Origin of the sequence: Paracoccus sp. MC1862, assembly GCF_016617715.1 — a bacterium.
Taxonomy (GTDB): Bacteria; Pseudomonadota; Alphaproteobacteria; order Rhodobacterales; family Rhodobacteraceae; genus Paracoccus.
Map to the genome: position 1 here is coordinate 391,415 of NZ_CP067225.1, position 23,576 is coordinate 414,990.

Genomic DNA, 23,576 nt, shown 5'->3' on the forward strand with positions numbered 1-23,576 from the left:
CAGCCCATGACAACAAGCGCCAACTCGCCCCATCCTCCGAACAAGCCCAGGGCTGCGGCACTGGACGGGGAAAGCCTTGAAAGGCTGCAGGCGATCATTGTGCGCCATGCGGAAAGCGAAGGGCCGCTGCTGCCGATCCTGCATGATGTGCAGGCGGAATGGGGCATGATCCCCGAGGCCGCGCAGCCGATCATCGGCAATGCGCTGGGGATGAGCCGGGCAGAGGTTTACGGCGTCGTCAGCTTCTACCACGATTTCCGCGAGGCGCCTGCGGGCCGCCATGTGCTGCGGCTGTGCCGCGCCGAGGCCTGCCAGTCGATGGGCGCGGACACGCTGGCCGAGCAGGTGCGGGGCGCGCTGGGCCTCGACTGGCACGAGACGACGGCGGATGGGCGACTGACGCTTGAGCCGGTGTTCTGCCTCGGCCTCTGCGCCTGCGGCCCTGCGGCGCAGATGGATGACCGGCTGGTCGGGCGCGCGACCGCGCAGCGCGTGGTCGCCATGGCAGGGGGGGCGCGCTGATGCGGGTCTGGGTTCCGATCGACGCCGCCGCCCGCGCGCTGGGCGCGGATGAGGTGGCCGAGGCCGTGCGGCGCGAGATGGGGGTGGCCCCCACGCGCAACGGCTCGCGCGGGATGATCTGGCTTGAGCCGCTGATGGAGCTTGAGATTGAGGGCGTGCGGCATGGCTTCGGGCCGGTGGCGCCCGGGGACGTGCCGGCGATCCTCGCCGATCCCAAGGGGCATCCGCTGGCGCTGGGGCTGGTCGAGGATCTGCCCTGGATGAAGCGGCAGACGCGGCTGACCTTTGCCCGCGTGGGCGTGATCGATCCGTTGTCGCTGGAGGAATATCAGGCCCATGGCGGGCTTGAGGGGCTGAAGGCGGCGCTGGCCGCACCCGACAAGATTGTTTCCGAAGTTACGGAGTCCGGCCTGCGCGGCCGGGGCGGGGCGGGCTTCCCGACCGGGATCAAGTGGGCAACCGTCGCCAAGGCCGCCGCCGACCGCAAGTATATCGTCTGCAACGCCGACGAGGGCGACAGCGGCACATTCGCCGACCGGATGGTGATGGAAGGCGACCCCTTCACCCTCATCGAAGGCATGGCTGTCGCGGGCATCGCCGTGGGTGCCGTACAGGGCTATGTCTATATCCGCAGCGAATATCCCGACGCGATCCGCGTCATGCGCGCGGCCACCGACATCGCCCGGGCGGCAGGGGTGCTGGGGCCGTCGGTGCTGGGTTCCGCCCATGCCTTCGACATGGAGGTGCGGGTCGGCGCGGGCGCCTATGTCTGCGGCGAGGAGACCAGCCTGCTGAACAGCCTGGAAGGCAAGCGCGGCGTCGTTCGGGCCAAGCCCCCGATTCCGGCGCTGGAGGGCTTCCTCGGCAAGCCCACGGTCGTCAACAACGTGCTGTCGCTGGCCACCGTGCCGTGGATCATGGCGAATGGCGCGGCGGCTTACGCGGCGCATGGCATCGGCCGGTCTCGCGGGACCATGCCGCTGCAGATCGCGGGCAACGTCAAGCATGGTGGGCTGTTCGAGGTCGCCTTCGGCCTGTCGCTGGGCGAGATCGTGGACGAGATCGGCGGCGGCACCGCCTCGGGCCGCCCGGTCAAGGCGGTGCAGGTGGGTGGCCCCCTGGGCGCCTATTTCCCCCGCGCGCTGTTCGACACGCCCTTCGGCTATGAGGAGTTTGCGGGGAAAGAGGGTCTCGTCGGCCATGCGGGCATCGTCATCTTCGACGACGGCGCCGACATGCTGCCGCTCGCCCGCTTCGCGATGGAGTTCTGCGCCATCGAGTCCTGCGGAAAATGCACGCCCTGCCGCATCGGCTCGACACGGGGCGTCGAAACAATCGACCGGATTGCTGCCGGCGACCTTGAAGCCATCCCGGTCCTTTCCAATCTTTGCAACACGATGAAATGGGGAAGCCTCTGCGCCTTGGGGGGCTTTGCGCCTTATCCAGTCATGTCCGCGCTGACGCATTTTCCCGATGATTTCACCGGCAGGACGCGCCGGGTGGAGGCTGCCGAATGAAGGACTTCATCATCCCCGACGACCGCGACCTCGGCACCCCCGCGTCGCTGTCCGACATCATCGTCACGCTGACGGTGGACGGCATCCCCGTCGCGGTTCCGGCGGGCACCAGCGTCATGCGCGCCGCCGCCATCGCCGGGATCACGGTGCCGAAGCTCTGCGCGACCGACCACCTGACGGCCTTCGGGTCCTGCCGCCTGTGCGTCGTCCAGATCGACGGGATGCGCGGGACGCCCGCCTCCTGCACCACGCCGGTGGCCGAGGGCATGGTCGTCCGCACCCAGACCGACGAAGTCGCGCAGATCCGGCGCGGGGTGATGGAGCTTTACATCTCGGACCACCCGCTCGACTGCCTGACCTGCGCGGCCAACGGCGATTGCGAGTTGCAGGACATGGCCGGCGCCGTGGGCCTGCGCGAGGTCCGCTATGAGCCGGGCAAGAACCATTTCCAGCGCCGCGACAACGGCGAGTCGAACCCGGAATGGCGGGCCAAGGACCATTCCAACCCGTATTTCACCTTCGATCCGGCGAAGTGCATCGTCTGCTCGCGCTGCGTGCGGGCCTGCGAGGAGGTGCAGGGCACCTTCGCCCTGACCATCGACGGCCGCGGCTTTGACAGCCGCGTCAGCGCGGGGATGATGTCCGACAGCTTCCTGTCGTCCGACTGCGTGTCCTGCGGCGCCTGCGTGCAGGTCTGCCCGACCGCCACGCTGATCGAGAACACCGTGATCGAGATCGGCACGCCCGAGCGCATCGTGAAGACAACCTGCGCCTATTGCGGCGTCGGCTGTTCCTTCGACGCCCATATGCGCGGCGAGACGGTCGTGAAGATGGTGCCCAGCAAGGACGGCAAGGCCAACCGCGGGCATTCCTGCGTCAAGGGCCGCTTCGCCTGGGGCTATGCGACCCATGCGGAACGCATCCTGAACCCGATGATCCGCGAGGATTACCGCGACCCGTGGCGGGTGGTGTCCTGGGAGGAGGCGATCCGCTTCGCCGCCGACCGCCTGCGCGCGACGCAGGAGAAGCACGGCCGGGATTCCGTCGGCGTCATCACCTCGTCGCGCTGCACGAACGAGGAAACCTATCTGGTGCAGAAGCTCGCCCGCGCGGTCTTTGGCAACAACAACACCGACACCTGCGCCCGCGTCTGCCACTCGCCCACGGGCTACGGCCTCAAGACCGCTTTCGGCACCTCGGCGGGGACGCATGACTTCGACTCGGTCGAGCATACCGACCTTGCGCTGGTGATCGGGGCGAACCCGACCGAGGGGCACCCGGTCTTCGGCTCTCGCCTGCGCAAGCGGCTGCGCGAAGGGGCGGGGCTGATCGTGCTCGACCCGCGCCACATCGACCTGCTGGACAGCGTGCACCGGAACGAGGCGATCCACCTGCCGCTGCTGCCCGGCACCAATGTGGCCGTCCTGACCGCCATGGCTCATGTGATCGCGGCCGAAGGCCTCTATGACGAGGCCTATATCCGCGAACGCTGCGACTGGGACGAATTCCTCGAATATCGCGACTTCCTGCTGGACCCGCGCCATTCCCCCGAGGAGGTCGAGCGCCACAGCCACGTGCCCGCCGACCTGATCCGGCAGGCGGCCCGCGCCTATGCGAAGGCGCCGCGCGCGTCGATCTATTACGGGCTGGGGGTAACGGAACATTCGCAGGGCTCGACCACCGTCATGGCGATCGCGAACCTTGCGATGATGACCGGCAACATCGGCAAGCCGGGGACCGGCGTGAACCCGCTGCGCGGCCAGAACAACGTGCAGGGTTCCTGCGACATGGGGTCCTTCCCGCACGAATACCCCGGCTATCGCCACGTCACCGACATCGAGACACGCGAGCTTTACGAGCGCGTCTGGGGCGTGCCGCTGTCCGACGAACCGGGGCTTCGCATCCCCAACATGTTCGACGCGGCGACGCAGGGCCGGTTCAAGGGCCTGTATTGCCAGGGCGAGGACGTGCTGCAGTCCGATCCCGACACCACCCACGTCCAGTCGGCGCTGGCGAGCCTAGACATCCTGATCGTCCACGACCTGTTCCTGAACGAGACCTCGAACTACGCCCATGTCTTCCTGCCGGGGTCGAGCTTCCTGGAAAAGGACGGCACCTTCACCAATGCGGAACGCCGGATCAACATGGTCCGCAAGGCCATGACCCCCATGAACGGCCATGCCGACTGGGAAATCACGATCATGCTGGCGAATGCCATGGGCGCGGGCTGGCACTATGACCATCCCTCGCAGATCATGGACGAGATCGCGCTGACCACGCCCAGCTTCGCGGGCGTCAGCTACGACCTGCTGGATCGCGAAGGCTCGGTGCAGTGGCCCTGCAACGACGCGGCCCCCCTGGGCACGCCCGTCATGCACATCGACGGCTTTGCGCGCGGTCCCGGCAAGTTCATCAACACCGAGTATGTCCCAAGCGACGAGCGCACCGGCGGCCGCTTCCCGCTGCTGCTGACCACGGGGCGGACGCTGACCCAATACAACGTCGGCGCCCAGACCCGGCGCACCGACAACACCGTCTGGCATCCCGAGGATCTGCTGGAGATCCACCCCCATGACGCCGAACAGCGCGGCGTCCGCGAGGGCGATTATGTCCGCGTGGCTAGCCGGGCGGGCGACACGACGATCCGGGCGAAGATCACCGATCGGGTCGCGCCGGGCGTGGTCTACACGACCTTCCACCACCCGAACACGCAGGCCAACGTGGTGACGACCGACAACTCGGACTGGGCCACCAACTGCCCCGAGTTCAAGGTGACGGCGGTGCAGGTCAGCCCCTCGAACGGGCCGTCCGAATGGCAGGAACAGTATCGCAGCCATTCGGAACTCGCCCGCCGCATCCTGCCGGCCGCGGAATGAGCAAAACAGGACCGGCTCGCCAAGGCAGCGGGCCGGGGACGGACACAGGCACGCTGCAAGAGGCGACAATTTCGGCCGCGCTGCCCCCCGGTGAGGCAAGCATGGGGGCAGGCGCGGCCGAAGACAGGACGGCATCATCCCCGCAGCCGACCGCCCCGGCTGCGGGAAAGCCGCCCCGCCGCTGGTCCGGCGGCTGGGTGGCGGCCGACGCGCCTGCAGCGCCCGAGGAAGCCGCCGTCGCCATCGTCATCGACGGCACCAGCCAGGCGGTGCTGATGGCAACGCCGCACGACTTGGCCGATTTCGCGCTGGGCTTTGCGCTGACCGAGGGGCTGATCGCCTCGTCCGCTGACGTGACCGACCGAGAGATCACGCAGGTCCGGCCGCCCGCGCAACTACCCGGCGTTCCCGCCTATGAGGCGCGGTTGTGGCTGCGCCCCGGCCTCGCCTCGGGTCTGGCCGAGCGGCGGCGCAGCATGGTCGGCCCCGTGGGCTGCGGCCTTTGCGGCGTGGACAGCATCGCCGCCGCCCTGCCACAGGTCGTGCGGGTGGCCGAGGACGCGGGCCTGTCTCCACAGGACGTCGGCCGCGCGATGCAGGCGCTGTCCGATGGCCAGCGCCGCTGGCGCGAGACGCCCGCGATACACGCGGCGGGGTTCTGGTCGCCCGACACGGCCATCGTGCGCGAGGACGTGGGCCGCCACAACGCGCTCGACAAGCTGGCGGGCGCGATGGCGGACCAGGGGCTCGACGCGAAGGGCGGGGCCATCGTCATGTCCTCGCGCCTGTCGGTCGATCTGGTGCAGAAGACCGCCCGCATCGGCGCCTCGGTCCTGATCGGCGCCAGCACGCCCACGCGGCTGGCAATCGCCTGGGCCGAGGCGGCGGGCATCACCCTGATCGGCCGCGCCCGCGGCGAGGCTTTCGACCTTTACACCCACCCCCAGCGCATGAAGGGCTGACGCCTTGTCCGAAATCTCTGAACACACGCCGCATGAAAAGCTGATCCGCATGGCGAACCAGATCGCCACCTTCTTCCGCAGCCAGCCGGGCGAGCCAGAGATCGCGGTGGCGGGCCACATCAACGATTTCTGGACCTACCGGATGCGGATGGACCTGCTGGCGGCCCTGCGCGCGGGCGAGCCGGTGGACCCCATCGTGCAGGCCACCGCCCCCCATATCCGCCTTCCCGGCGAGCCTTCGGAGGGCGCGAAGCCCGTGGACCCGCTGTCGCATCAGGAATGATAGCGGGCCTGTCCGGGCGGGACGCAGCGCCCCGGCTGTCGTGAGGATGCGCCCCGTGTCTGCAAGGACCGCCGGGGCGATGCCTGCCGCGGATCCGAGAACCCGCGGAACAGGCGGTCGCCGGGATGCGTCGCCGCGGGGCGATCCTCGTCCGGCCTCAGGGCGTGATCAGGTATTTCTCTCCGGTCGCCTTCTTCTGGCAGGCCAGTGCGATCTCGGGCTTCAGGACATCGGCTAGGCTGATGGTGGCGGTGTAGTGGCTGGCGAAGGTGGTCGTCATCTCGGCCGCCACGCGCTCGCGCATCCGCTGCACGATGGCCGGATCCATGCGCTTCAGCGCGTTGAACAGAAGCCAGCCGCCGATCCCCCAGGTGAAGCCGAAGCCGCGCTTGAGGATCGTGGGGCCAGTGTCCAGCGCCCCGTAGACATAGACCTGCTTCATCGTCGAGGAGCCGTAGCGGTCATAGCTTTCAAGGCTGCGGGCGGCCACGGCCTCTATCGCGTTCAGGATGGTGCTGGTCATCTCGCCGCCGCCGATGGCGTCGAAGGCGAGCGTCGCCTCGGTCGCGGCGATGGCCTCCTCCAGCGTCCGGCGGAAGTCGGGCGCGCTGCTGTCGAGGACATGGGTGGCGCCGATGCCGCGCAGAAGCTCGGCCTGCGCCGGGCTGCGGACGATGTTGACCAGTTCGATCCCGTCGGCCTTGCAGATCCGCACCAGCATCTGCCCGAGGTTCGAGGCGGCGGGGACATGGACGATGGCCTTGTGGCCTTCGGCCCGCATCGTCTCGACAAAGCCCAGCGCGGTCAGCGGATTGACGAACAGCGCCGCCCCTTCGGCCGCGCCCGCGCCTTCGGGCAGGACGATGCAGGCCTCGGGGCGGATCAGCCGCAACTCGGCATACATGGCGCCGCCGATCATGGCGACGCGCCGGCCGATCAGGTCCTGCAGGTCGGGACCGGCGGCGATCACTGTGCCCGCGCCTTCGTTGCCGACCGGCATCGACTGGTCCAGACGGGCGCTGACGGCAGGCAGAAGATGCGGCGGCACACTCGCGGTCAGGACCGGGGCGTCCTTGGTGCCCTCGGCCTTCAGCGTCGCCATGTCGGCCGGCCCGAACAGCAGGCCGAGGTCTGAAGGATTGACCGGCGCGGCCTCGACCCGGACCAGAAGCTCGCCCTTTCCGGGGTCGGGGACCGAAACCCGATCCAGGTTGACCCGCAGGGTTCCGTCGGCGGTGATGGTCGATCTCAGTTCAAGGCTGTCGTGCGGCATGTTGTCCTCGCGATGGGCGTTCCGCCCCGTGATGGTCATGGGCGCAGGGAAGCGGGGCGGCGTATCCTTGTCCAGCCGCAACCGCCCTCAGCGCGGCATCAGGAAGACCTCGCGCACGGCGGCGTGGTCCCCGGCTTCCAGCGCGTAGAGCGCCGCGCGGGCCACCTCGTCGGGGCGGATCGCCTTGGGCTTGGCCTCGTCGAAGAAGTCGGTGTCCACCATGCCGGGCGCGATGACGGTGCAGCGTCCGCCCCATTCGCGCATCTCCTCGGCCAGATTGCCGCCATAGCCATGGACGAACCACTTGGAGGCGCCATAGACCGAGCCCTTGATATGCACCCGCCCGGCGGCCGAGCCGGTCATCAGCAGATGGCCCTGCGTCTTCTTCAGAAAGGGCAGGGCCGCCTTGGCGGTGAACAGCAGACCCATGACGTTGATGCGGATCATGTCCTGCCATTCCCCGGGATCGCCGCCCTCGGTCCCGGCGGCGTTCAGGCCGCGGCCTGCATTGGCAAAGGCCGCGTCAACCGCGCCGAAGCGGTCCGACATCCGTTCCAGCGCCGTCTGCAGGTCGGCGAGGTCAGTGACATCGCCCGGCAGGGTCAGAGCGCGGTCTTCCCCCAGTTCTGCCACCAGCGCGCGCAGGCGGTCCTCGCGCCGGGCGAACAGCCCCACGCGCCAGCCGTGCGCGACCGCAAGTCTGGCCGTGGCGGCGCCGATGCCGCTGGAGGCTCCGGTGATGAACAGGGTCTTGCCGGTCATGGGTCCGTCCTTCGGTGGGGTCAGGGCTTGCGCAGGCTAGGGGCGGCGGCTCCCGCAGGCAATCCCGCCGTCACGGGCCGGGCAGTCCGGCTTTGGCCGGGAAAGTCGGTCAGCCATCAGCCGTCTCTGCATCTTGCCGCCGCAGCGGCTGTGCCCCTAGTCTCAGGCAGACCCGTCACCCCGAGGATTGCGTTCCGCTGTGAGGTTCCGCAGACGTATCTTGCGACCGGTCGCCTCGGCGCGGGTGCTGATGGGGCATCGCCGCTCGCGCGGGACCGACCTGGTGCTGGCAACGGTGCTGGCCGCGGTGGCGGGCGCGTCGAACGCGGGCGGCTTCTTCGCGCTGGGCGCCTATACCTCGCACATGACGGGCTACCTGTCGCAACTGGCCGACAATCTCGTGATCGGAGAGTTCTGGATCGCCCTTGTCGCCGCCGTCGCCATCGGCGCCTTTGTCGCGGGCGCGGGTTTCAGCACGCTGCTGATCAACTGGGCGCGGCTTCGCAGCATGGGGCGGCAATATGCCCTGCCGGTCGCGGTGCAGGGGGGGTTTCTGGCCTGCTTCGCCAGCGGCGGCATCTTCACCAGCCCGCCGGGACGGCTGTTCGCGCTGGCCTGCCTTTGTTTCATAATGGGGATGCAGAACGCGACGATCACCAAGATCTCGGGCGCGCGCATCCGCACGACCCATGCGACCGGCATGATCACCGACATCGGGATCGAGCTGGGCCGCGAGGTCTTTGCCCGCGCCTTCCCGGGACGGCACATGGGCGCCGACCCCCGGAAACTGCGCATCCACCTGCAGCTTGTCGGCGTCTTCGTCGCGGGCGGCGTGGTCGGTGCGGCAGGCTTTTCGCGCATCGGCTTTGTCTTTGCCCTGCCGCTTGCCGCCGTCCTTCTGGGGCTGTCGCTGCCCGCGCTGCTGGGCCGGAGGGTCAGGCCCTAGGTGTTTGATCCCATGGTTTGATGGTGTGATCCTTTCTCATGAATGGAAGGAGGCACTATGGGCCAGGTTCGTCACGGAAGCGCCACGACCACGCACGCCGTCCGAGCTGCAATACAACGATCGCAAGCTTCGCTCGCGACGCTGAGCCGGGAACTGGGGATCAACCCCAAGACGGTGGCGAAGTGGCGCAAGCGGACGACGGTCGAGGACCTGAAGACGGGACCGAAGGAGCCGCGCTCGACGGTCCTGACCGAGGCCGAGGAAGCGGTGATCGTCGCGTTCCGACGTCACACGCTCCTGCCGCTGGACGATTGCCTCTACGCTCTACAGCCCTCGATCCCGCACCTGACACGGTCGGCATTGCACCGGTGCCTTCAACGGCACGGCATCTCGCGTCTGCCTGATGTGGAGGGCGACAAGCCGAAGCGACAGCGCTTCAAGCGCTATCCGATCGGGTTCTTTCACATCGACATCGCCGAACTCCAGACGGGTGAGGGCAAGCTCTATCTCTTTGTCGGCATCGACCGAACCAGCAAGTTCGCGGTCACCCAGCTTGTCGACAAGGCAGATAGGAAGACGGCGTGGGAGTTCCTAGAACACCTTCTGACAGTCGTGCCCTACCGCATTCATACAATCCTGACCGATAACGGCATCCAATTCGCCGACCAGCCGCGCAACCGGAACACCGCCTGGTCGCGGCAGATGCGCTTCGACATGATCTGCGAGGCCAACGGGATCGAGCACAGGCTGACAAAGCCGAACCATCCCTGGACCAATGGTCAGGTCGAGCGGATGAACCGCACGATCAAGGAAGCGACCGTCAAGCGCTTCCACTACGACGATCACGACCAGCTGCGCGCGCACTTGGCCGACTTCATGGCTGCCTACAACTTTGCGCGTCGGCTCAAGACGCTGAAGGGGCTCACCCCCTACGAATACATCTGCAAGGTCTGGACCTCAGAGCCGGACAGATTCATCCTCAACCCGATCCACCAGATGCCGGGACTGAACACCTAGCCGTCAGTGTTCCGCGGCACCGCTCCGACCGGTACCCAGGTCTCATGTGCCTGCCAGAAATCCGTCATCTGCAGTCCCTATCAGCGCCCCGAGCTTGACCCGGGACGGACAGAGATGCTGCAGGTGAAATCGGTGACGCGGATGTTCGGCGCCAAGGCGGCGGTCGATGACGTCAGCTTCTCGGTCGATGGGCCTGCCTTTGTCGGCATCATCGGGCGGTCGGGCGCGGGCAAGCCCACATTCCTGCGGTTGATGAACCGGCTGACAGACGCGACTTCGGGGCAGATCATGGTCAAGGGGCGCGACGTGCTGGCTCTGCGGGGTGTCCCTGCCCGCGAATGGCGGCCGCAATGTGCGATGATCTTCCCGCAGTTCAACCTTGTGCCCCGAATGGACGTGGTGTCGAACGTCCTTTGCGGCGTCCTCAACTGCTGCGCGACCCTGCCGACCATGTTCAGCCTGTGGTCCAAAGCTGACATCCTGCGGGCGCTCGACATCCTCGATCGCCTCGGCATCGCCGAGCAGGCGCCCAAGCGCGCTGATGCAGGACCCCCGGATCATCCTTGCGGACGAACTCCTCGCCAGCCTCGACCCGCTGAACGCGCAGGTGATGATGGACACGCTCAAGCGCATCAATGCCGAGGACGCGCCCATCGTGATCGCCAACCTGCACACGCTGGACACTGCGCGGCGCTATTGCGACCGCGTGATCGGGATGTGCGACGGCCGCATCGCCTTCGACGGTCGCCCCGAGCAGCTTTCGACAGGCGTCGCCCGCAAAATCTACAGCGCCGGCGCCGATTTCAACGAGGCTGCAACATCGACCGCCGACCGCGCTCCGGACCGCGCCTGGGCGGACGCGATGCTGTTCTGACACCTTCCAACCACTTCCCCTTGGCCCCGAAAGCCGGAGCCGCAACTGCATGGAGCCTTTCATGAAGACCCCCACCGCCGTTCTTGCCGCCGCCACCGCGCTGGTCGGCCCCCTCTCGGCCCAGGAGATCAGCCAGTTCAACATCGGCGTCATGGGCGGAGAGACCGTCTGACCTCGGGCGAATGCCTGCGCGCCAGGGTCGAAGAGGCGCCGGGTCTCCCCGTCAAGGTCTTCGCCCCCGCCGATCATGACGGGGTGATCCAATGGGCTGCCGGGCGGCACGCTGGACTATGCCTGACTGGGCGCTTCGGGCTATGCCAAGATCCACCTGATCGACCCCGATGCGGTCACGGTGCGGCCGATCAAGCAGAACATGGACGGCTCGACCGGCTGTTGTTCCAGCGGCTTCGCCCGTGCCGACGCGAACTCGACCTCGGGCCATCTGGTTCCGGACGCCGATCTGCGCCACACCCATGGCCCGCTCGAGGAGCATTTCTCGGAGATCCGCATGTCGGGCGGGCACGAGCAGACGCTGGTCGGCATCCGGAACGGCGACATCGACGCGGGCCTGTCCTGGGCCGACGGGCAGGGGAACTGCGAAGACGGCGACAACTCGGGCGCCTTCCGCAAGGCTGCCGACGCCGGTCTGATCGACATGAACGAACTGGTCGAGATCTGACGCTCGAAGCTGATCCCCGAAGGCCCGATGGTGCTGCGCGCGGCGCTGCCCGAGGACATGAAGGAGAAGGTCACCCGACTGACCGCCGACCTGCAGGAAACCGACATCCTGCTGGCCGAGGGACGCAACGCGGGCGGTTTCCTGAACGGCCTGCCGATGCTGACGGCCTTTCCGTCCGAAGTGCTGTCCGAGGCCTGGGAAAAGCGGGCCGCCATTCCGGGGCGGATCGTGCAGTTCTTCCCCTCGCTGGTCGAAACGGTCAACATCGCCGCCGTGGCGACGCTGCTGGCCACGCGCGAGCTGTCGCGCTGGCCGCGGCTGACGCCGGTCTTCCGCCGCCTGATGGATGACTTCGGCGCCGTGCCCGAGATCGCGCCGGTCCTGATCTTCATTCTCGGCGGCGGGCCGGTTCCCGCCGTCATCGTCATCGCGATCCACACGGCGGGTGCGCTGGGCATGTTTTCTGCAGTGGCCGAGAACGCCGACGCCGGGTCCGTCGAGGACCTGCACTGGGTCGGTGCCAACTGGTCACAGCGGATGTGGCTGGGCGTGATCCCGCAGGTCGCGCCGAACTGGCTCTCCTGCGCGCTGCTGCGTTTCGAGATCAACGTCCGCGCCAGCGCCGTCCTCGGCTTCGTAGGCGAGGGGGGCATCGGGCTTTTGCTGACGCAGGCGATCATGACCCGGAAGGACTGGGAGGAGGTCGCCCGTTACATGGTGCTGATCGTGCTGGTGGTGATTCTGATGGACAGCCTGTCGGGCTGGGTGCGGCGCAGGCTCATCCGGGGCGGGTGAACACGGGGGTTGAGCCGCCGCACCGGGGCGCTGCCGGAGCCTTCCTCGCTGAAAACAGACCACCGGACTCATTCAGCGGGAAAACAGCCATGACGGCTGTTTTCTGATCCGCGCCCTGTCCGGGCGCTTGGAAGCCCGCAGGATGTTTGAACAAAGAAGAAATATGCAGAGATGCCCCGACTGTCCGTCGATGGCCCCTTCATCCATCCGCGATGCGAGATGGCCAATTCGACCTTTGGCGCTTGGTGCGGGGTGGGGCAGGGGTCGCGCGTCCTGAACTCGGATTACCGAGACTATGCCTGTTGCCACCGGTTGGCGGATGTTGCCAACACCACGGTCGGGCACTTCGCCCGTATCGCGGCGATGGTGCGGATCGGGCTGACGGATCATCCTTGGACCCATGCGGCGCAGCATCATTTCCTCTACCCTTCAAATTCTTACTGGGAGGATGCGGAGGACGACCCGCCTTCTTCGCCGCCCTTGCGGCGCGTGGGCCGGACTGCCGGATCGGGCATGGCGCCATCGTCAAGCCCGAGGTCACGCTGGGGGCAAGGGGCCATCGTTGCCTCGGGCGCGGTGGTGATGAAGGACGTGGACCCCTTGATGATCGTCGCGGGTTGCCCGGTGGTGCCCTTGCAGACTCGAATCTTGAGGCGATAGCCTGCCCCAGCACGATCCACCATGTCGAGGGCGCGGCACCTCCCGCGCCGCTGTCGCCCGCCGCGGGCATGGCGCTGCTGGTGGTGGCGGACCCGACGCCTCCGCTGTTCCTTGCGGGCGCGGTGGACTGCCCGGCATTGCGGGATTGGCTGGCCTTCTCCCTCGGCGCTCCGCTTGTCCTGGCAGAGAAGGCAGTGTTCGCCCTGGGCACATGGACCGCACTGCAGCCCGTCAGCCGCTTCCGCACCGGGCAGCCGGATTGTCCCGACCGCTCGGCTACGCTGATCGTGGAAACCGGACGGCTTGACGCCTGACCGCACCCGGCATCCGCGACGCGGCAAGCCTGTCGCTACCGGAAACGGCGGCGTTCCGGCACAACCGGGCGCTGTTCCCGCTGGGCTGGGACTGCATCCTGACCTGCGGCGACCGGCTCGCCGCGGTGCCCCGTTCAACGCGCGTGGAGGCTACCTGATGTAGGTCGCCGTCAGGGTGGCGAGCGCGCCATCGACAATGCCCATGTCTGGCTGGCCGAGGAACTCCGCGGCGACCCCGCCGTCCCGGACCTGACCATTGCCCCGATCCGCGAACAGATGCGGCTGGCGGTCAACCGGGGGGATGACAGAAGGCTCGCTTTACGACCCGACCTTGCCGCGCTGGCGATCAGGCAGGCGCGCGGCGACCTGATCGAAGCGGTGTTCCTGATCCGCGCCCATCGAACGACGCTGCCACGGCTGGGGGCCTCGCGTCCGGTGGACACGGCGGCGATGGCGGTGGACCGGCGGGGCAGCGCGACCTTCAAGGACCTGCCGGGCGGGCAGGTGCTGGGGCCGGCCTTCGACTATACGCACCGTCCGCTCGACATGAAGCTCGGGGCCGAGGGCGAGGTCGCGGCTGCACCCGCGCAGGACGCGACCCCCGAGGCGCAGGGCGACACCGCGCTCCCTGACCTGACGCGCGAGCCGCTGGAACTGCCCGCCGCCCGTCCCTTGCGACTGCAGGCGCTGGCGCGGAGGGACGAGGGCTTCATCCTGTCGCTCGCCTCTTCCACCCAGCGCGGCCTTGGCCGCATCCATGCTTTCGTGGGCGAGCTTCGCATCGGCCGCGTGGCCGTCGAGGTGGGGATTCTAAAATTGGGCTTTTCCGTCGAGATCGGCGAGGTCGAGCTGACCGAATCCGAGACGGTGAACCAGTTCAAGGGCTCCCGCACCAAGCTGCCGCGGTTCACGCGCGGTTATGGGTTGGTTTTCGGGCAGTCCGAACGGAAGGCCGTCTCCATGAGCCTCGTGGACCGGGCGCCGCGCTGGCGGGAACTGGGCGAGGATGACACCGACGCCCCCGGCGCAGGACGAGGAATTCGTGCTCTATCACTGCGACAACATCCAGGCGACTGGCTTCCTGGAACATATCAATCTGCCGCTTTATGTTGATTTCCAGGCGGAACTGGAACTCGTCCGCCGCCTGCAGGCCGAAGCCGCGCCGATGCAGGAGGCTGCAGCATGAACATCGTCTTCGACATCGGCAATGTGCTGGTCCGCTGGAACCTTAACGCGGCCTTCGCGGATCACTTCGACAGCCCCGAACTCATCGATGCCTATCTGGACGAGGTGGGCTTCCACGACTGGAACCGCCTTCAGGACGGCGGTCGAAGCTGGGCCGAAGCGAGCGCCGACCTGCGCGCCCGCCATGGCGAGCGCGCGCATCCGGCGACTGACTATCCTTCGCGCCATGCCGAGACCATCGCCGAGCCGATCGAGGGCACATGGGCGCTGGTGGACCGGCTGGCGGCGCGAGGCCACGTGCTTTACGCGATCACCAACTGGTCAGACGAGACCTGGCCCGACGCCCAGCGCCTGCATCCCCGGCTGACGCAGGTCTTCCGCGACGTGGTGGTCTCGGGGCAGGAGAAGCTGCTGAAACCCGATGCCGCGATCTTTCGTGTCCTCTGCGCCCGCAACGGGCTGGACCCTGCGGATTGCCTTTTCATCGACGACAGCCCGGCCAACGCGGCAGGTGCCCGTGCCTTCGGGATGGAGGCGGTGGTCTTCACCACGCCCGAGGGGCTGGAAACCGACCTGAGCGAACGGGGGCTGCTGTGAGCGATTGCAACTTCGCCTGCCCGGACGAACAGGCCACCCGCATGATCCGCCGCGCGATCCTCAAGGCCGTGGCGGTGCCCGGCTATCAGGTGCCCTTCGCCAGCCGCGAGATGCCCATGCCTTACGGCTGGGGCACCGGCAGCGGTGCAGGTGACGACCGCCCGCCTGAGCCCCGGGGACCGGCTGAAGGTCATCGACGATGGCGCGGACGACCCCAACAACGCGGTCAGCATCCGCAAGTTCTTCCAGCGCACCGCAGGCGTCGCCGTCACCGAACGCACCGCCGAGGCGGCCGTCATCCAGACCCGCCACTGCATCCCCGAACAGCCGCTGGCCGAGGACCAGATCCTCGTCTATCAGGTGCCGATCCCGGAACCTTTGCGCTTTCTGGAACCGCGCGAGACGGAAACGCGCAAGATGCACGAACTTGAGGAATACGGCCTCATGCATGTCAAGCTGTACGAGGACATCGCGCGCAACTATGGCGGCATCCGAGAAACCGCGCAGGACTGGCTGGGTCGGGCCGAAACCGCCGCCGACCGCGTCGACGACAGGCCCGCGCAGTTCTCGGGCGGGATGCAGCAGCGGCTGCAGATCGCGCGGAACCTCATGACCGGGCCGCGGCTGGTCTTCATGGACGAGCCGACCCGGGGCCTGGATGTCTCGGTGAAGGCGCGTCTGCCGGACCTGCTGCGCGGGCTCGTGCGCGACCTCGGGCTGTCTGTCCTCATCGTAACCCATGACCTTGCCGTGGTCCGGCTGCTGGCGCATCGGCTGATGCGGATGCTCTGGGGCAACTACCTTGCCGCCGGGGGCTGCATCATCGTGGGCGGCACCGATGTGGCGACGGCCTCGCCGCGCGGGATCATCGCGCTGCGGCGGTATGCCTTGGGCCATATCAGCCAGTTCCTGCGCCTCCCGCGCGTGCCGACGCTGGAGGTGGTGGCCGAGCCGCTGCTGACGCTGGGCACTCCCCCCGACGCGGCAAAGGCGCGGGCGGCGGCGCTGCTGCGCCGGCTCAACATCCCCGAGCGGCTGTGGGGCCTGTCGCCCACCACCTTCCCGGGCGGCGAGCAGCAGCGCGTCAACATCGCCCGCGGCTTCGCCCGCCCTTACGCGGCGCTGCTGCTGGACGAACCCACCGCCAGCCTTGACGCTACGAACCGCGAGGTCGTGCTGCGCCTGATCGAGGAAGCCAGGGCGCGCGTTGCCGCAGTCCTCGGCATCTTCCACGACGAGGCCGCCCGCGCCTGCGTCTGCGACCGGCTGGTGGACGTGACCGGCTTCACGCCCAAGGCTGTGGCATGATCTTCGCGGTGGTCGGCCCCTCGGGCGCGGGCAAGGACACGCTGATCGAGGGCGCGCTGCGGGCGCGTCCCGGCTTGCGGCTGGCCCGCCGCGTCATTACCCGCCCGACCGGGGCCGGGGGCGAGGATTTCGAGGGCGTCACGCCCGCGGAATTCGCCGCCCGCAAGGCACGGGGCGAGTTCGCGCTGGACTGGCAGGCCCACGGCCTGAGCTACGGGATACCAAGCGCGCAGGTGCGGGGTGACGGCGACGTGATCTTCAACGGCAGCCGCGCGGCGCTGCCTGCGGCACAGGCGGTCTTCCCCGACCTGCGGGTGATCGTTATCACCGCCCCGCCAGAGTTGCTGGCCCGGCGGCTGGCCGCGCGCGGACGCGAAACCCCCGGCGACATTGCCGAACGGCTGGATCGCGCCGGCTTCGACCTGCCCGACGGGCTTGCGACCGCGACCGTGATGAACGATGCGACCCCCGACGAGGGCGTGGCCCGGCTGCTGGCCGCGCTGGATGCCGCGGGAATGACAACACAGGACAACCGATGACCGAAACCATCCTTGCCAATGCCCGCCTTGTCCTGCCCAGCGAGACCATCAGCGGTCAGGTCCGGCTGGCCGGCGGCCGCATTGCCGACATCGCGCAGGGCACGCAGGTGCCCGCCGGCGCCATCGACTGCGAGGGCGACCTGGTCATGCCCGGCCTGATCGAACTGCACACCGACAACCTGGAACGCCACCTGCAGCCGCGCCCCAAGGTGCATTGGCCGCATCAGGCCGCCATTATCGCCCATGACGCGGAACTTGCGGGCGTGGGCATCACCACCGTCTTCGACGCGCTGCGGGTCGGGTCTGTCGTGTCCGACGCGGATGCGAACTATGGCGAATATGCCCGCGCGCTTGCGACCGAGATCATGGACCTGCGGGCGCAGGGCGCGCTGCGGATCAGCCATTTCCTGCATCTGCGGGCCGAGGTCTGTTCCGAGACGCTGATCGCGGAAATGGCCAAGTTCGGTCCCGACGACCGCATCGGCATCGTCAGCCTGATGGACCACACGCCGGGCGAGCGGCAGTTCCGGGACCTGTCCAAGCTGCGCGACTATTACACCGGCCGCTTCGCCATGACCGACGAGGTCTTCGACGCCCATGTCCTGCACATGACCGCCCTGAAGGAACGCGTGGGCGCCCGTCACGAGGCCATCGTGGTGTCCGAGGCCCGCCGTTATGGCGCGACATTGGCCAGCCACGACGACACCACCGCCGGGCAGGTGGCGGTCAGCGCCGGTCACGGCGTCCATTTCGCCGAGTTCCCGACGACCGCCGAGGCCGCTCGCGCCTGCCACGACCACGGCATCCTGGTGATGATGGGGGCGCCGAACCTGATCCGCGGCGGCTCTCACAGCGGCAATGTCGCGGCGGCGGCGCTGGCCTCCGAGGGGCTGCTGGACATCCTGTCCTCGGATTATGTGCCCTCGTCGCTGCTGACCGGGGCCTTGATGCTGGGCGATATCTGGGGCGACACCGCACGCGGCATTGCGGCCGTGACCATTGCGCCCGCGCGGGCCACCGATCTGCACGACCGTGGGCGGCTGGAAATCGGCGCCCGCGCCGACGCCATCCGGGTGACGCGCATCGGCAATGCTGGCGCGGTGCGTGGCGCCTGGGTACAGGGACGGCGGGTCTGAAGATGAGACTTTGCCGGAACAAGCGGGTTTCCGGCGGAAACGCCGTTGCCATGGCGGCACCTGCGCGTCCCGGCAGGCTTCCTCCGGGCATTTTCCTGCGTTCCATGTATGAGAGTGCAAAGCCTCTGACGGCGTGACCTGACCTTCCCGCGCCAGCGGCGAAGCCGGGATACCCGCAGGTCTATCGGCAGCATATCGGCTGCGATCCTGCGTCGAGGCAGCCGAAGCCCCTGCGACCATGCCGGTGAGCATCGCCCCGCGATACCCTGGGGGGTATCATCACAGATGCAAATGATGTTGGACGAGGCTCGGCCGACAGGGCATGCATGACTGCATGACACAGTTCCCCGGACATAGCCCTTTCCCAACTGTCGAGCGGGTCGAGACGGTGATTGTCGACCTGCCGACGATCCGGCCGCACAAACTGTCGGTCGCGACCATGACCGGCCAGACGCTGATGCTGGTGCGCGTCCATTGCAGCGACGGAATCGTCGGGATCGGCGAGGGCACGACCATCGGCGGCCTTGCTTATGGCGGCGAGAGCCCCGAAAGCATGAAGCTTGCCATCGACAGCTATTTCGCCCCGGTGATGCAGGGCCAGGACGCCAGCCGCGTGCAGGCGCTGATGGTCCGCATCGGCCGGATGATCCGCGAGAACCGCTTTGCCAAATGCGCGGTGGAAACGGCGCTGCTGGACGCGCAGGGCAAGCGGCTGGGGCTGCCGGTCAGCGAACTGCTGGGCGGACGGCTGCGCGATCGGCTTCCGGTGGCCTGGACGCTCGCCTCGGGGGACACCGCCAAGGACATCGCCGAGGCCGAGCAGATGCTGGACCTGCGCCGGCACCGCATCTTCAAGCTGAAGATCGGCGCAAGGGCGGTGCGCGAGGACATGGCCCATGTGGCCGAGATCAAGCGCGCCCTGGGCGACCGCGGCGCCGTGCGCGTCGATGTGAACATGGCCTGGAACGAGACCGACGCCGCCTACGGCATGGCCGCGCTGGCCGACGCGGGCTGCGAGCTGGTCGAGCAGCCGGTCGCCTCGACCGCGGCGCTGGCGCGGCTGGTGCGCCGCTTTCCCATCGCGCTGATGGCAGATGAATCGCTGCACGGGCCCGAGACCGCCTTCGAGCTTGCCAAGGTGGGCGGCGCCGATGTCTTCGCCGTCAAGATCGAGCAGAGCGGCGGCCTTTACGCCTCGCAGCGGGTCGCGGCCATCGCCGATGCGGCGGGGATCGGGCTTTACGGCGGCACGATGCTGGAAGGCGGCGTCGGCACGGTGGCCTCGGCCCAGGTCTTCGCCACCTTCCCCCGGCTGCAATGGGGCACCGAGCTTTTCGGCCCGCTGCTGCTGACCGAGGAGATCCTGGCCACCCCGCTGGACTACAGCGATTTCGAGCTTGAGGTTCCGGGCGGCCCCGGCCTTGGCATCGAACTGGACGAGGATCGCGTCGCCTTCTTCGCCCGGGACGGCCTGCGCAGGACCATCGACATCGGGCAGGGGCGCTGAAAATGCTTTTTCACGTGTTCATGGATGTGCGGATTCCGCATGACCTGCCCGCCGACGAGGCGGCCGAGATCATCGCGCGGGAACGGGCCTATTCGCAGGATCTGCAGCGCAGCGGCAAGTGGCGCCACATCTGGCGCATCGCCGGGCAATACGCGAATTACAGCGTCTTCGACGTGCGCGACAATGCGGAACTGCACGAGATCCTGTCGGGGCTGCCGCTGTTCAGGTTCATGAAGATCGAGGTGACGCCCCTGCTGCGCCACCCCTCGTCGATCCGCGACGACGACGCCTAGGCCGCGACCGCGCCATCATTCCAGAAGGAGGACCAGATGACAGTCAGGATTTTCGACAGGCCCGACATCCAGCAGTTCCTGAGGACGCTCAGCGGGCTTGACAACGAGGGCGGCGATCCGCGCGTAAAGCAGCTCATCCACCGGATCATGTCGGACCTGTTCCGCACCATCGATGAGATGGACGTGACGCCCGATGAATACTGGACCGCCATCGCCTGGCTCAACGACCTTGGGGCAGCGGGGCAGGCGGGGCTGATCTCGCCCGGCCTGGGGCTGGACCATTTCCTGGACGAACGGCTGGACGCGATCGACGCGGAACTGGGCATCGACAACCCGACCCCCCGCACCATCGAAGGCCCCCTTTACGTGGCGGGCGCCCCGGTCGAGCAGGGCTTCGCCCGGCTGGACGACGGCACCGACACCAACGGCCACACGCTGATCATGCACGGCACGGTCCACGGGGCGGACGGCCAGCCGATGCCCGGCGCGACGGTCGAGGTCTGGCACTGCGACACACGCGGCTTCTATTCGCACTTCGACCCGACCGGCAAGCAGGCGCCCTTCAACATGCGCCGCACGATCATCGCCGACGAGAACGGGCGCTACAGGTTTCAAAGCATCCTGCCCAGCGGCTACGGCGTGCCGCCCGGCAGCCCGACCGAGGCGCTGCTGTCGGCGCTCGGCCGCCATGGCCAGCGCCCGGCGCATATCCATTTCTTCATCAGCGCCGAAGGGCACCGCAAGCTGACCACCCAGATCAACATCGAGGGCGACCCGCTGGTGAACGACGACTTTGCCTATGCCACGCGCGAGGGGCTGGTCCCGCCGGTGATCGAGCGGACCGACCCGGAAAGCATCCAGGCGAACGGCCTTGAGGGTCCCTTCGCCGAGATCGTCTTCGACATCCACCTGACGCCGCTGGTCGAGGGTGTGGACAACCAGGTGAACGAAGCCCGCCGCCGCGCGGTCGCCTGATTCTCGCCGCCATCCGGCAGGCGCAGCGCCGGAAGGCGGCGCGAACGAAAGAGGGGGCTGCCCGATGCCGTGACCGGCGCGGGCAGCTCCTGCCTGTGCGGGGCAGGGGAAATGTCGGTTTGTGGTCAGGGTTGGGGCGACAGGCGGTTGACTTTCGCGCAGCCAGCGGATAGCGGAACTCCCTTGGCGCGAGGTTTCCTTGATGGCCGGGCGCAGGGGCCCGGACTGGAAGGACGTGGTGCCGCTCATCGGGTGCGTGGCATCCCCTTCTGGTAAAGTATCAATGACAGATCTCGAAATCGCCGCGCCGCTGGCCGCGGCTCTGGCCGACAAGGGCTATGACAGCCTCACCTCGGTCCAGCAGGCCGTGCTGGCCACCGACGCGGCGGGGCGCGACATCCTGGTGTCGGCGCAGACCGGCTCGGGCAAGACGGTGGCCTTCGGGCTGGCGATTGCCGCGGATATCCTCGACGGCGACCGGCTGCCGGAAATCCCGCTGCCGCAGGCGCTGGCCATTGCGCCCACACGCGAACTGGCGCTGCAGGTCGCCCGCGAACTGGACTGGCTTTATGCAGGCACGGGCGCGCAGATCGCCACCTGCGTGGGCGGCATGGACTATCGCACCGAACGCCGGGCGCTGGCGCGGGGCGCGCAGATCGTCGTGGGCACACCGGGACGGCTGCGCGACCACCTGGAACGCGGCAGCCTCGACCTGTCGGCGCTGCGCGCCTGCGTGCTGGACGAGGCCGACGAGATGCTGGACCTCGGCTTCCGCGAGGATCTGGAGTTCATCCTGCAATCCGCCCCCGCGGACCGCCGCACGCTGATGTTCTCGGCCACCGTGCCGCCAGCCATCGCGAAGCTTGCGACCGAGTTCCAGAAGGACGCCCTGCGCATCGTCGCGGCCGGCGAGGCACGCCAGCACGGCGACATCGCCTATCGCGCCTTCAGCGTGACGACGCGGGACCGCGAGAACGCCATCTTCAACCTGCTGCGCTTTCACGAGGCGCAGACCGCCATCGTCTTCTGCAAGACGCGGGCCAACGTGAACCACCTGCTGGCCCGCATGGGCAACCGCGGCTTCAAGGCCGTGGCGCTGTCGGGCGAACTCAGCCAGGCGGAACGGACCCATGCCCTGCAGGCTTTGCGCGACGGCCGGGCGCGGGTCTGCATCGCCACCGACGTGGCCGCCCGCGGCATCGACCTTCCGGGGCTGGAGCTGGTGATCCACGCGGACCTGCCGACCAATTCCGAAACGCTGCTGCACCGTTCCGGCCGCACGGGCCGGGCAGGGGCCAAGGGCGTTTCGGCGCTGATCGTGACGCCGGGCGATACCAAGAAGGCGCAGCGGCTTCTGCAAGGCGCGAAGGTCGAGGCGGAATGGGGCAAGGCGCCCTCGGCGGACGACGTGCTTGCCCGCGACGACGCGCGGCTGCTCGACCACCCGGCGCTGACCGAGGAACCGGGCGAGGAAGCCGCAACCGCCGCGCTGCTGCTGGAACGTTTCGGTGCCGAGGTGGTCGCGGCAGCCTTCGTGCGGCTGTGGCGCGAGGGTCGGCCCGCGCCCGAGGAACTGATGGAGACCACGGTGCCCCAGACGGCCGCCGCCCCGCGTCCGCGCGGCGAGTTCGGCGAGGCCGTCTGGTTCGCGCTGTCGGTCGGGCATACCGGCCGGGCCGAGGCGCGTTGGCTTCTGCCCAAGATCTGCGAGGCGGGCGGCATCACCCGCGACGCCATCGGCGCGATCCGCGTCCGCCAGGACGAGACCTTCGTGCAGATCGCGGCGGCAATGGCCCCCCGCTTCGGCGCCGAAGCGGAACTGGAGCCGGGCCTGTCCATGCGCCGCCTGCCGGGCGAGCCGAGCTTGGACAGTCCCGACCACGGGTCCCGAGCCGCAGCCCGGCCGCCGCGCCCCGTCCGCGGCGCGGCAAAGGCGCCCCGGACCGAGGCGCAACCGCGCTGGACGCCTCTGGACGGCCAGAAGGACAGCGGGCCTGCCGCCAAGCGGCCGCGTGCAGCCAAGGCCGGCAAGTCATTCGACAAGGCGCCCGGCGGCACGGCCGAGGCCCCTCGCGCCAGGTTCAAGCCGAAGGTGGCGGGCGCGACAGGCAAGCCGCGCTGGCCCGCCAAGGCCCCCAAGCATTGACGACGCCTCGTCCCGGCGGTCTGCTCATGCAGGTTTGAACTGCCGCTGCGTCAGGCGGCCGATGCGGCCGCTTGACCGCTCGGGGTCCGCGCGGATAACGCTTGGGTTTCCCCGTTCCCCGAAGCGCCCCCTTGGGGCAGAAGGCAGGATGATGCCGACGACCACCCGTGATGCAGTTGATGCCCTGCTGCCGGCGGGCACGACCGTGGAAGATCTGACCGAGCGCGAGTTGGGAGAACTGTTCGAGGCCGTGGTCGAGCAGGCCGCGGCCGAGGACGGGGCATCGCAGCCCGCCAGGGAGTCCACTGCCTGAACAAGGCCCGGCCCCGATCCGCTTGACCTCGCCCCCGGTGCAGGACACATCCGCCCGGTCGAAGGGCGCAGGCTGGTCGCCAGGCCCCGGCCCGGAT

Annotated in this window: 22 protein-coding genes and 5 pseudogenes; 24 read left to right on the forward strand and 3 right to left on the reverse strand. The window is 68.4% G+C overall.

All coding sequences use genetic code 11. From position 1 onward, the window contains the following. The first annotated feature begins 6 nt into the window (after positions 1-6). Genes JGR78_RS01980 through JGR78_RS02000 form a run of 5 tightly spaced genes read left to right on the forward strand, consistent with a single transcriptional unit; the run spans position 7 to position 6,160 of the window. Positions 7-522: a formate dehydrogenase subunit gamma gene (locus JGR78_RS01980; protein WP_182791472.1), complete on the forward strand. Its 516-nt coding sequence runs from the start codon at positions 7-9 to the stop codon at positions 520-522. Continuing rightward, a complete protein-coding gene (locus JGR78_RS01985) occupies positions 522-2,039 on the forward strand; it encodes an NADH-quinone oxidoreductase subunit NuoF (protein WP_182805107.1) in 1,518 nt (505 codons plus the stop codon). The genes JGR78_RS01980 and JGR78_RS01985 overlap by 1 nt, the downstream gene beginning before the upstream one ends. Then, positions 2,036-4,915 (forward strand): formate dehydrogenase subunit alpha, encoded by a 2,880-nt coding sequence (fdhF, locus tag JGR78_RS01990; protein WP_182791470.1) that lies wholly within the window; start codon positions 2,036-2,038, stop codon positions 4,913-4,915. The genes JGR78_RS01985 and fdhF overlap by 4 nt, the downstream gene beginning before the upstream one ends. Continuing rightward, positions 4,912-5,877 (forward strand): formate dehydrogenase accessory sulfurtransferase FdhD, encoded by a 966-nt coding sequence (gene fdhD, locus JGR78_RS01995; protein ID WP_234450818.1) that lies wholly within the window; start codon positions 4,912-4,914, stop codon positions 5,875-5,877. Before fdhF ends, fdhD begins: the two co-directional genes overlap by 4 nt. A gap of 4 nt (positions 5,878-5,881) precedes the next feature. Continuing rightward, positions 5,882-6,160, forward strand: coding sequence for a formate dehydrogenase subunit delta (locus JGR78_RS02000; protein WP_370576389.1), 279 nt, complete (start codon positions 5,882-5,884; stop codon positions 6,158-6,160). 157 nt (positions 6,161-6,317) lie between these two features. Here the strand turns inward: JGR78_RS02000 and JGR78_RS02005 are convergent, their stop codons facing one another. Together JGR78_RS02005 and JGR78_RS02010 are read right to left on the reverse strand one after the other, a co-directional pair. After that, positions 6,318-7,514 (reverse strand): zinc-binding dehydrogenase, encoded by a 1,197-nt coding sequence (locus JGR78_RS02005; RefSeq protein WP_234450819.1) that lies wholly within the window; start codon positions 7,512-7,514, stop codon positions 6,318-6,320. A gap of 6 nt (positions 7,515-7,520) precedes the next feature. Further along, complete coding sequence (locus JGR78_RS02010; protein WP_182791469.1) at positions 7,521-8,195, reverse strand: SDR family oxidoreductase; 675 nt, start codon at positions 8,193-8,195, stop codon at positions 7,521-7,523. Between the two features lie 220 nt (positions 8,196-8,415). Here JGR78_RS02010 and JGR78_RS02015 point away from each other — a divergent pair, with 220 nt between their 5' ends. The 5 genes and pseudogenes from JGR78_RS02015 (at position 8,416) to JGR78_RS02035 (ending at position 12,506) form a co-directional block, all read left to right on the forward strand. Next, positions 8,416-9,141, forward strand: coding sequence for a YoaK family protein (locus JGR78_RS02015; RefSeq protein ID WP_200559407.1), 726 nt, complete (start codon positions 8,416-8,418; stop codon positions 9,139-9,141). A 57-nt stretch (positions 9,142-9,198) separates the two neighbouring features. Continuing rightward, on the forward strand, positions 9,199-10,158 hold the full coding sequence (locus tag JGR78_RS02020) for an IS481 family transposase (protein ID WP_182806304.1): 960 nt from the start codon (positions 9,199-9,201) through the stop codon (positions 10,156-10,158). A gap of 114 nt (positions 10,159-10,272) precedes the next feature. Next, a pseudogene (locus JGR78_RS02025) lies at positions 10,273-11,032 on the forward strand (phosphonate ABC transporter ATP-binding protein). 352 nt (positions 11,033-11,384) lie between these two features. Beyond that, complete coding sequence (locus JGR78_RS02030; protein ID WP_182791468.1) at positions 11,385-11,711, forward strand: PhnD/SsuA/transferrin family substrate-binding protein; 327 nt, start codon at positions 11,385-11,387, stop codon at positions 11,709-11,711. A gap of 57 nt (positions 11,712-11,768) precedes the next feature. Then, positions 11,769-12,506, forward strand: coding sequence for an ABC transporter permease (locus tag JGR78_RS02035; RefSeq protein ID WP_234450925.1), 738 nt, complete (start codon positions 11,769-11,771; stop codon positions 12,504-12,506). Between the two features lie 72 nt (positions 12,507-12,578). On the opposite strand, the gene JGR78_RS17960 is transcribed toward JGR78_RS02035, so the two are convergent. Beyond that, positions 12,579-12,923 carry a hypothetical protein gene (locus JGR78_RS17960; RefSeq protein ID WP_234450820.1) on the reverse strand — a complete coding sequence of 115 codons (345 nt, stop codon included), beginning with the start codon at positions 12,921-12,923 and terminating at the stop codon, positions 12,579-12,581. 200 nt (positions 12,924-13,123) lie between these two features. On the opposite strand from JGR78_RS17960, the gene JGR78_RS17965 reads away from it, so the two are divergent. The 14 genes and pseudogenes from JGR78_RS17965 (at position 13,124) to JGR78_RS02095 (ending at position 23,479) form a co-directional block, all read left to right on the forward strand. Further along, the gene (locus tag JGR78_RS17965) at positions 13,124-13,480 is read left to right on the forward strand and encodes a phosphonate C-P lyase system protein PhnH (RefSeq protein WP_255434805.1); all 357 of its coding nucleotides are present in this window, start codon (positions 13,124-13,126) and stop codon (positions 13,478-13,480) included. A gap of 29 nt (positions 13,481-13,509) precedes the next feature. Then, positions 13,510-13,638, forward strand: a complete 129-nt coding sequence (locus tag JGR78_RS18345; protein WP_255434812.1) for a phosphonate C-P lyase system protein PhnH — start codon at positions 13,510-13,512, stop codon at positions 13,636-13,638. 31 nt (positions 13,639-13,669) lie between these two features. Continuing rightward, positions 13,670-14,666: pseudogene (locus JGR78_RS02045) on the forward strand (carbon-phosphorus lyase complex subunit PhnI). Then, positions 14,663-15,262 carry an HAD family phosphatase gene (locus tag JGR78_RS02050; RefSeq protein ID WP_182803907.1) on the forward strand — a complete coding sequence of 200 codons (600 nt, stop codon included), beginning with the start codon at positions 14,663-14,665 and terminating at the stop codon, positions 15,260-15,262. Before JGR78_RS02045 ends, JGR78_RS02050 begins: the two are co-directional and overlap by 4 nt. Beyond that, a pseudogene (locus JGR78_RS02055) lies at positions 15,259-15,742 on the forward strand (alpha-D-ribose 1-methylphosphonate 5-phosphate C-P-lyase PhnJ); the annotation flags it as partial. The gene JGR78_RS02050 and the pseudogene JGR78_RS02055, both read left to right, overlap by 4 nt. Before the next feature lie 9 nt (positions 15,743-15,751). After that, positions 15,752-15,898 (forward strand): annotated as a pseudogene (locus JGR78_RS18350) (ATP-binding cassette domain-containing protein); the annotation flags it as partial. Positions 15,899-16,036: 138 nt separating this feature from the next. Next, positions 16,037-16,570 (forward strand): annotated as a pseudogene (locus JGR78_RS02060) (ATP-binding cassette domain-containing protein); the annotation flags it as partial. Then, the gene (gene phnN / locus JGR78_RS02065) at positions 16,567-17,109 is read left to right on the forward strand and encodes a phosphonate metabolism protein/1,5-bisphosphokinase (PRPP-forming) PhnN (RefSeq protein ID WP_182791465.1); all 543 of its coding nucleotides are present in this window, start codon (positions 16,567-16,569) and stop codon (positions 17,107-17,109) included. The pseudogene JGR78_RS02060 and the gene phnN, both read left to right, overlap by 4 nt. Continuing rightward, entirely contained in the window at positions 17,106-18,245 is a 1,140-nt protein-coding gene (locus tag JGR78_RS02070; RefSeq protein WP_182791464.1) for an alpha-D-ribose 1-methylphosphonate 5-triphosphate diphosphatase, read from the forward strand. The genes phnN and JGR78_RS02070 overlap by 4 nt, the downstream gene beginning before the upstream one ends. A 334-nt stretch (positions 18,246-18,579) precedes the next feature. Continuing rightward, positions 18,580-19,752, forward strand: a complete 1,173-nt coding sequence (locus JGR78_RS02075; RefSeq protein WP_182791463.1) for a muconate/chloromuconate family cycloisomerase — start codon at positions 18,580-18,582, stop codon at positions 19,750-19,752. A gap of 2 nt (positions 19,753-19,754) precedes the next feature. Then, positions 19,755-20,045, forward strand: a complete 291-nt coding sequence (gene catC / locus JGR78_RS02080; RefSeq protein WP_182791462.1) for a muconolactone Delta-isomerase — start codon at positions 19,755-19,757, stop codon at positions 20,043-20,045. Between the two features lie 36 nt (positions 20,046-20,081). Next, positions 20,082-21,020 (forward strand): catechol 1,2-dioxygenase, encoded by a 939-nt coding sequence (gene catA, locus JGR78_RS02085; RefSeq protein WP_182791461.1) that lies wholly within the window; start codon positions 20,082-20,084, stop codon positions 21,018-21,020. 283 nt (positions 21,021-21,303) lie between these two features. Continuing rightward, complete coding sequence (locus JGR78_RS02090) at positions 21,304-23,166, forward strand: DEAD/DEAH box helicase (RefSeq protein WP_182803909.1); 1,863 nt, start codon at positions 21,304-21,306, stop codon at positions 23,164-23,166. A gap of 148 nt (positions 23,167-23,314) precedes the next feature. Beyond that, entirely contained in the window at positions 23,315-23,479 is a 165-nt protein-coding gene (locus JGR78_RS02095; protein ID WP_182791459.1) for a hypothetical protein, read from the forward strand. The last annotated feature ends 97 nt before the right edge of the window (positions 23,480-23,576 follow it).